Origin of the sequence: Verrucosispora sp. SN26_14.1 (assembly GCF_004307965.1) — a bacterium.
Taxonomy (GTDB): domain Bacteria; phylum Actinomycetota; class Actinomycetes; order Mycobacteriales; family Micromonosporaceae; genus Micromonospora.
Window position 1 is genome coordinate 1 of record NZ_SISL01000269.1, and the last position, 8,168, is coordinate 8,168.

At 71.9% G+C, this 8,168-nt stretch carries 6 protein-coding genes and 1 pseudogene; 2 read left to right on the forward strand and 5 right to left on the reverse strand.

Features of this window, described 5'->3' with window-relative positions; genetic code table 11:
- Positions 1-822, forward strand: a pseudogene (locus tag EYA84_RS32590) (hypothetical protein); the annotation flags it as partial.
- A gap of 411 nt (positions 823-1,233) precedes the next feature.
- Positions 1,234-2,178, forward strand: coding sequence for a CPBP family intramembrane glutamic endopeptidase (locus EYA84_RS21165; RefSeq protein WP_131054788.1), 945 nt, complete (start codon positions 1,234-1,236; stop codon positions 2,176-2,178).
- 45 nt (positions 2,179-2,223) lie between these two features.
- Here the strand turns inward: EYA84_RS21165 and EYA84_RS21170 are convergent, their stop codons facing one another.
- The 5 genes from EYA84_RS21170 to EYA84_RS21190 all read right to left on the reverse strand — a co-directional run bounded on the left by EYA84_RS21170 (position 2,224) and on the right by EYA84_RS21190 (position 8,063).
- A complete protein-coding gene (locus tag EYA84_RS21170) occupies positions 2,224-3,018 on the reverse strand; it encodes a carboxylesterase (protein ID WP_131054789.1) in 795 nt (264 codons plus the stop codon).
- Positions 3,015-3,848 carry an alpha/beta fold hydrolase gene (locus EYA84_RS21175; RefSeq protein WP_131054790.1) on the reverse strand — a complete coding sequence of 278 codons (834 nt, stop codon included), beginning with the start codon at positions 3,846-3,848 and terminating at the stop codon, positions 3,015-3,017. The genes EYA84_RS21170 and EYA84_RS21175 overlap by 4 nt, the downstream gene beginning before the upstream one ends.
- A gap of 98 nt (positions 3,849-3,946) precedes the next feature.
- Entirely contained in the window at positions 3,947-4,924 is a 978-nt protein-coding gene (locus tag EYA84_RS21180; protein WP_131054791.1) for a helix-turn-helix domain-containing protein, read from the reverse strand.
- A 147-nt stretch (positions 4,925-5,071) separates the two neighbouring features.
- Positions 5,072-7,333: a catalase gene (locus tag EYA84_RS21185; RefSeq protein ID WP_131054792.1), complete on the reverse strand. Its 2,262-nt coding sequence runs from the start codon at positions 7,331-7,333 to the stop codon at positions 5,072-5,074.
- A gap of 115 nt (positions 7,334-7,448) precedes the next feature.
- Positions 7,449-8,063 (reverse strand): class I SAM-dependent methyltransferase, encoded by a 615-nt coding sequence (locus EYA84_RS21190; protein WP_201272446.1) that lies wholly within the window; start codon positions 8,061-8,063, stop codon positions 7,449-7,451.
- Positions 8,064-8,168 lie beyond the last annotated feature (105 nt).

Below are 8,168 nucleotides of genomic sequence, written 5' to 3' on the forward strand. Positions count from 1 at the left end.
GCGCTGGGCAGCCCGGCCGGTGACCGCCTCGCGGCCTGGTTGCGCGACGGCGGACTGCCGCAGCCGGTGATGCGGCAGAGCACCCTGCGGCGCAAGCGCACGGGCCAGTACAACTTCGACCACCCGTACATGCCGCCGGAGCGGCTCCTGGTCGAGCTGAGCCCACCCGACGGCCACGCCGACCCCGACGGGCTGCTCACCCTGCACCCATCCTCGATCGGCGTGGAGCACACCGGCTGGGTGAACCTGTGGCCCTCGCTGCTGCCCGGCCACCGGGGCGTCGTCGCCGCCGCCGTCCTCCCCCTCGTCGCGAACACCGCCGACCTCGACCAACGCGACGGCACGGCGGTGCTGCCGCTGCTCGCCGAGACCACCGGCCCCGGCGGGATCGCCCTCGACCTGGCGATGGCGTACGGCCTCGGCGCCCGGCACGCCCCCGACCGCGTCGCCACCCTGGACGCCCTGCTCACACTCGCCGCCGCCGACCAGTTCGACGCGGTGGGCACCGGCTCGGCACTCGGCGCCCTGGCCACCGGCGCACGGGTCAAACTGTCGCGGGTCGTCGAGCCACTGCGCGACGCCGCCCAGGCCGGCGCACCGTCGACCGTATGGCGACTGCTGGCCGCCACGCTGCCCGCCCTGCTCACCCCACCCACCCCGCCACGCGGCACCATCGACATGCTCACCCTGGCCACCGAGACCGCCACCACCACCGGGGTACGCCTCGACGTGCCCGGCCTCGCCGAGGTGGCCGCCCGAAGTGGATCCAGCCGCCTGGTGACCGAGGCCCGCCGCCTGCACCGGGCGCTACAGAGCCGGTGAACGAACCGCCACCGACGACGGAGACCGCCCGGGCCTCACCCGGGCGGTCTCCCGCCGACACCTGGCGACAATTCTGGAAACGCCGACCGGACATGCCCTCCGAGCCGGTCGACCTGCACGAAGCGGCCGTGTCCGGCCTGTCGGCCCTGACCCTCGGGGCGGTCGTCGGTGTCGCCCTGGTGCTGCTGATCCCCTACCACCCGCCGACGCTGATCCTCATGGCCACGCTGTCGCCCGCTCTTCACCACCACGTGGCGGGGGTACGACATCGCCCTCTGCGCCAGGAGCGCGACACGATTCCCCTGATCGTGGCAGTGTGGCTGTTCGCACGTCGGCGTGTCGGCCAGCCACACTGCCACGATGAGCCGCGGACCGCTTCGTGGTGGCGGGCGCGGGGTAGCGTCGACTCGCATGGGGATCTTGGGGAGGGACGCGGGGGACGTCGAGCGGCTGGTGCGACCTGCGGAGACGGGCCGCTGGGTGGTACCCGTGCTGGTGCCGCTCGTGGTGGTCTTCGTCGCGTACGCGTGGATCGTTCCCGACGGACTGGGTGAGGCCACCCGGAGCGTCGGGGTGGCGGCGGTCTGGGGTCTGGCCCTGATCGGCACGCTGCTCGCGACGCTGCTGGTCCTCTTCGCGATCACCGCGGCACGGCGGGGCGCCACGGCGGCGCGGCAGGTCGCGCGTACACCCGGCACCTGGATCGCGGTCGCCGTGGTCGCCTACCTCGTGCTGCTCGCCGCCGTCTCCGGCCGGATGGCGCCGCTGCCGGTGTTCGACGCGCTCGATCGGCACTGGCAGGGCAAGGTGCTCGACCTGCTCTGGCTGGCCATCCTGTTCGGCATGTTGCACCGCTGGGCGCGGGCCGAGGCGGGCCTGCGCCTGAGGATCACGCCCGGCTCGGCCCGGCCGGCGCTGCTCACGATCGTCGTCGTCTTCGGGATCTTCGTCGGGCTCAGCGCGCTGGCGGTCGCGCTGGATCCGTCGGCCGCCACGACCGTGGACGCCGAGCGACTGGCCTTCAACGCCACGATTCCGAACCTGACCGAGGAGCTGATCTGGCGCGCCGCGATGCTCGCGGTGCTCGATCGGGCCTTCGGTACGCCCTGGGTCGTGCTCGGTGCGCCGGTCGGCTGGGGCATCGTGCTCACCAGCGTGGTGTTCGGCGCCGGGCACGGCATCCTCGTCGACCTCGACGGCGTCTGGGGGTTCAACGTCGCCGGTGGTCTCTTCGCGATCGTGATGGGGTTGGCGCTCGGGTGGATCTGGGCGCGGACCCGCAGCGTCTGGCCCGCGTTCCTGCTGCACTGCGCGCCGGAGCTGGGCGTCGACGTCGGGATGCTGGTCGCCGGGTAACCCGAGGTGGGCTCCCGGCGGCGTACCGACGGGAGCCCACCCGGCTCAGACGGCGTGGCGCTGGGCCCAGTCGAGGGCGTAGTCGGCGACCTGCTCCCAGCCGGGCTCCGCGCACGTCCAGTGGGAACGCTCGGGGAACTCGTGGAAGTCGGTGACGGTGCCGGACGCCTTGTAGTGGTGGGCGTTGGAGCGGTTCACCGAGGCCGGCATGATGTGGTCCTTGCCGCCGGCGATGAACAGCAGCGGGGCCCGCCCCTCGTTGCGGAAGTCGACCCAGGTCTCCTGCTTGCCGGGGGTGAAGTTGGCGAGCAGCCCGTACGACCAGACCCAGCTTCCCGGCGCGGCGATCGCGTAGCGGTCGTAGGCGGCGCGGGCCTCCTCCTCGGGCAACGTGTTCGTGAACGCGTAATGGAACTGTTCCGGGGTGAAACCGGCCGCACGGTGGCGCTTGGCCGGGTTGTTGAGGATCGGGAAGAGGGACTTGATCTGCGAGGGCGGGTTCACCCGGATACCCTCGGGCGGCGCGGAGTTGATCACGACACCGGCCGCGCCGTGTCCCCGGTCGAGCAGGAGCTGGGTCAGGGTGCCGCCGAAGGAGTGACCCATGATGATCGGCTTCTCCGGCAGCGCGGCGATGACCTTCTCCAGGTGCGCGACGGTCTCCGGCACGGTCACCGTGGCGATCGGCGTCGGGTCGGCCCGCAGCGCCTCCACCTCCACCTCGAAGCCCGGGTACGTCGGCGTCAGCACCGTGTGCCCCTGCGCCTCGAAGTACGGCACCCAGTGTTCCCAGCTGCGCGAGGTGACCCAGAGACCGTGCACCAGGACGATCGTGCTCATGCGTCGTACTCCTTCAGGAAGGCCAGCAAATCCTGGCCGAGCTGCTCCTTGTGAGTGTCGGTGATGCCATGCGGCGCCGACGGGTAAACGATCAGCCTGGCGTCCTTGATCAGGGCGGCGGACGCCTTGCCGCCGACGTCGAAGGGCACGACCTGGTCGTCGTCGCCGTGGACGACGAGCGTCGGCACGTCGAACCGGGCGAGGTCGCCACGGAAGTCGGTGGCCGAGAAGGCCGCGATGCACTCGTACGCGTTGCGGTGTCCGGACTGCATGCCCTGCCGCCAGAACGCGTCCCGGATGCCGACGGAGACCGCCGCTCCCGGCCGGTTGTTGCCGAAGAACGGACCGTCGGCGAGATCCCGGTAGAGCTGCGACCGGTCCGCCAGCGACCCGGCCCGCAGACCATCGAAGACCTCCCCGGGTACGCCGTCCGGGTTGTCGTCGGTGCGCAGCATGAGCGGAGGTACGGCGGAGACCAGCACCGCCTGCGCCACCCGGGAGGTGCCGTGCCGGCCGATGTACCGGGTCACCTCTCCCCCGCCGGTGGAGAACCCGACGACCGTCACGTCACGCAGGTCGAGCGCGTCGACCAGGGTGGCCAGGTCGTCGGCGTACGTGTCCATCTCGTTGCCGTGCCAGGTCTGGGTGGAGCGCCCGTGCCCGCGCCGGTCGTGCGCCACGATCCGGTAGCCGTGCGAGGCGAGGAACAGCGCCTGTGCCTCCCAACTGTCGGAGTTCAGCGGCCAGCCGTGGCTGAGCACGACCGGCCGTCCCGTACCCCAGTCCTTGTAGAAGATCTCCGCGCCGTCCGCGGTCGTGACGAAGGGCATCCTGCCGTCCTTTCGCTGCCTGGGGGAGAAATGTCGCACCGATCGCGCGGGCCGGGTTTCGTGTCGACGCACGGTTCTTGCGCCTGACGGCACACCGTTCAGCGCGAGCGGGCCGGTTCCGGGGTACGGGTGGTCGGCCTCGTCGCGGCCAGTTGTCGCGGGGTCAGCCCGAAGGCCGCCCGGAAACGGTGCGAGAAGAAGCTCGGGCTGGAGAAGCCCCACGCGCGGGCCAGCGCCGCGATGGAGGTGTACCGCCGGTGCGAGGCGGTCAACTCGGCGCGGGCACCCTGGAGGCGTTGCTCGATGATCGACTGCTCCAGGCTCTGGCCCATCTCCTCGTACAGCTTGTAGAGGGCACGCAGCGAGATGGCGTTTGCGGCGGCGACGCGGGCCGGGGTCAGGTCGGGCTCGCGCAGGTGCGCGCGGACGTAGGCCTGGATCCGCGCGGACATCGAGGACTCGACGGTGTCGCGCAGCAGGCGACCGCTGCCGGCGGCGGAGACCACCAGCGCCCGCATCAGCTCGACCGACGCGGCACCGAGTTCGGCGGCGGCAGCGGAGGCGGCGAGCGGGTCGGCCTGCGTGGTCATCCGGGTGACGTGATCCCGCACCAGGTCGTACATCGGGCTGCCCGGCAGCGTCCGCGCCGCCTCGTGGATCAGGTCGCGGGGTACGCCGAGCCGGTCCACGTCGACGTGCAGCGCGTACGAGGCGCCGCCGCCCTCCCAGCCGTAGACGTACGGCAGCGACAGGTCGACGAGCATCAGGTCACGCGGCCCGAACCGGCGGTCCTCGCGCGCCCAGCTCAGGTGGTTGTCGGTGCGCAGCGGCACCGCCAGCACGATCGAGGTCTCGGTCTCCGCGCGGCACATCCGGGGGGTACGCCGCAGCGTGGTGCCGGACGCCTCGATGTTGAAGACCTTCGCGGGCCCGAAGTCGAAGACGGTCATCCGGGCGTGGATCGCGGCCGGGTCCTCGAACGACGCCATGCTCGACGAGCAGTTGGCGCTGACCGTGGCCTGGAACGCCTCGGCGCGCTCGCCGGCCGGCAGGTCCCCGGTGTCCAGCACGAGCATGCTCCCTCCCTCCGTCGGATCGAAACCTAACGCTGGCCCGACGGGGCGGGGAGGGCTGTGAGTGCACGGGCTCGACCGACAGTGCACGGATGCGGGGGCGGCCCGTCGCCGTGCGACGAACCGCCCCCCGCAGGACCGGTCGCTGGGTCAGCCGACCGAGGCGGGAAACCGTTCCCAGACCCGGTGGTCGGCCATCAGCCGGTGCACTCCGGTGAAGACGTCCTCGCCGGAGTCGCCGGTCACGACGCCGGGCGTACCGGCGACGCCCGCCTGCTCCAGCACGGAGACACCGGAGCCCCAGGCGCCGATCGCCTTGGCGTGCCGCCAGCACTCCTCCACCATCAGCAGCACCCGGGGGTCCACCGGACCTGCGGAGGCCGCACCGGCCTTGGCGTCGCGGGCCGGCGGCGCGTCCGGTGCCGGGGCGGGTGCGCTGGCGATCAGCAGCGCGTCGAGTTCCACCGACCGGCCGGTGGCGAAGCTGCGCTGCGCCGGCAGGTCACCGATCAGGCCACCATGCGGGGCGATCAGCAGCGGCACCATGTCGGCGGCGAAGACCGCCCGCCGGACGTCACTGACCGTGTCCAGGTCGACCTCCGGGTCCACGACGATGCCCACCATCCGTCCGTCGGCCGGCCACTGCCGACCCACCTGGGACAGGGCGGGGCTGGGCGTGATGTCGGCGAGCGGCACGGTCGGTTCCGGGGCGGGTAGCCCGAGACCGGTGGCGACCTGGGCGCAGAGCACCGGGTCGATGTTGGCCAGGCACTGGAGCTGCCGTTCCTTGATCTCCTGGTGGTAACACTTGCCCAGCTCGAAGGTGTAGGCCCGGATGATGTGCTCCCGCTCCACCGGCGACATGCTCAGCCAGAAGAGTCGCACCTGGCTGTAGTGGTCGTCGAAGGAGACCGGGTTGGCCCGGATCTTCGGCGCCTCGGCCACCCGCACCGGCACGTCCAGGAAGGCGTTCTCGGCGACGCCGGCCGGGAACGGGTTGCCGCCGTCGAGCGAGTTCGGCCGGTACGGCGCCACCCCGGCGTGCACGGCGTGCTGGTGGAAGCCGTCGCGCAGCATGTCGTTGACGGCCGCGTGCGGCCGGTTGATCGGGATCTGCGCGAAGTTCGGCCCGCCCAGGCGGGTGAGCTGGGTGTCGACGTACGAGAAGAGGCGGCCCTGCAACAGCGGATCGTTGGTGACGTCGATGCCGGGCGGCAGGTGGCCGACGTGGAAGGCGACCTGCTCGGTCTCGGCGAAGAAGTTCGTCGGCGTACGGTTCAGCGTCAGGCTGCCGACCAGCTGCACCGGGGCGAGTTCCTCCGGCACGATCTTCGTCGGGTCGAGCAGGTCGATGCCGGCGAACGTCTCCTCCGGGGTGTCCGGGAAGACCTGGAGACCGAGTTCCCACTCCGGGAAGGCACCCGCCTCGATGGCGTCGTACAGGTCGCGCCGGTGGAAGTCCGGGTCCATGCCGGCGAGCATCTGGGCCTCCTCCCACACCAGGGAGTGCACGCCCAGCTTCGGCTTCCAGTGGAACTTGGCCAGCACCGTCTCCCCCGCCTCGTTGACCAGGCGGAAGGTGTGTACGCCGAAGCCCTCCATGGTCCGGTACGAGCGCGGGATGCCCCGGTCGGACATGTTCCAGATGGTGTGGTGCTGCGCCTCGGTGTGCAGCGAGACGAAGTCCCAGAACGTGTCGTGCGCGCTCTGCGCCTGCGGGATCTCGCGGTCCGGGTGCGGCTTGCCGGCGTGGATGATGTCCGGGAACTTGATCGCGTCCTGGATGAAGAAGACCGGCATGTTGTTGGCGACCAGGTCGAACGTGCCCTCGTCGGTGTAGAACTTCGTCGCGAAGCCCCGGGTGTCGCGCACCGTGTCCGCCGAGCCGCGTGACCCGAGGACGGTGGAGAACCTGACGAACACGTCGGTCGTGCGTCCCTTGCGGAGGAACCCCGCCCGGGTGACGGCCTCGGCCGCACCGTACGCGGTGAACACGCCGTGCGCTCCGGCGCCCCGGGCGTGCACGACCCGCTCGGGGATGCGCTCGTGGTCGAAATGCGTGATCTTCTCGCGGAGGTGGTGGTCCTGGAGCAGCACCGGTCCTCGGGGACCGGCCTTGAGCGAGTGGTCCGTGTCGCGCAGCCGTGCCCCCTGCGCGGTGGTCAGGTAGGCGCCCTGCTGACCGTTGGCGGTGGCCGGAGCGCCGGTGCGCGCGCCGGTCGGCGTACGGGTCTGCGGGCTCCCCTGCTCCGGTTTGGGGGGCAGCGGATCCTGCGGTGTGGTCGGCTCCGACACGGTCGGTGGCGCGCTGCCCGGTTTGCCGGGCACTTCCGGCGTGAGGGCGTCGGTGACCTTCTCCGCGGCGGACTCCACCGCGTCCTTGACCACCTTCGCGGGGTTACGGGCATCCATATCGGCAAGTACCTCCTGGAACACAAGTACCGGATGCCACCGCGATACCCTGGCCGGAGTCGGCAAAACAGGGCGAACCGTATGAGTCTGGTGAGGCCCGTTCCTCGGTTCCCGGCTAGGCCCGGCGCGCGTGCACGCGTTCGATGGCGCCGTAGCTGAGGCGTTCGGTGGCGAGCACCTCGACGTCGAGCCGCCGCAGGGTGTGCAGTGGGCGACGGGTGTAGTGCTCGCCCTGCAACGGCACGCTCACCAGGTCGACCACGTGCTGCGCGACGCGCAGCAGCGGGTGGGAGGCGACGATGTGGTCGGCGAGCAGCAGGCTGCCGCCGGGGCGCAGCACCCGCAGCGCCTCGGTCAGCGCGGCCCGCTCGTCGGGGACGCAGCAGAGCGCGAAGGTGCAGACCACCGTGTCGAACCGCGCGTCGGCGAAGGGCAGGGCGGTGGCGTCGGCGGCGGCCAGCGCGACGGTACGACCGAGGTCGGCGGCACGCCGCCCGGCCGCGTGGACCATCCGGGGGCTCCAGTCGACGCCGCTCAGTTGCACGTCGGCCGGATAGTGCGGCAGGTTGAGGCCGGTGCCGACGGCCACCTCCAGGGTCTGCCCGGTGGCCCGGCGGCACACCCATCGGCGGCTGGTCCCGAGCAGCCGACGTTCCGCCGAGGCGGTCCGCCGGTCGTACCCGCTGGCCCGGTCGTCCCAGTAGTCGATGAGCCGGTCGCGTCGTCGCACGTGCAGCCTCCGCTCTCCCGCTCGACCCCGCCGGGCCGCCGCCGCCCAGGCATCGCCCCATACCGATGGTGCCACCCACCCGCACCCCCCGACCGCCCCCCGACC

What these genes read in the sequence shown, in the direction of transcription:
- EYA84_RS21165 (WP_131054788.1), top strand. Translation starts at nt 1,234, where the DNA reads ATGGGGATCTTGGGGAGGGACGCGGGGGACGTCGAGCGGCTGGTGCGA.
- EYA84_RS21170 (WP_131054789.1), bottom strand. Translation starts at nt 3,018, where the DNA reads ATGAGCACGATCGTCCTGGTGCACGGTCTCTGGGTCACCTCGCGCAGC.
- EYA84_RS21175 (WP_131054790.1), bottom strand. Translation starts at nt 3,848, where the DNA reads ATGCCCTTCGTCACGACCGCGGACGGCGCGGAGATCTTCTACAAGGAC.
- EYA84_RS21180 (WP_131054791.1), bottom strand. Translation starts at nt 4,924, where the DNA reads ATGCTCGTGCTGGACACCGGGGACCTGCCGGCCGGCGAGCGCGCCGAG.
- EYA84_RS21185 (WP_131054792.1), bottom strand. Translation starts at nt 7,333, where the DNA reads ATGGATGCCCGTAACCCCGCGAAGGTGGTCAAGGACGCGGTGGAGTCC.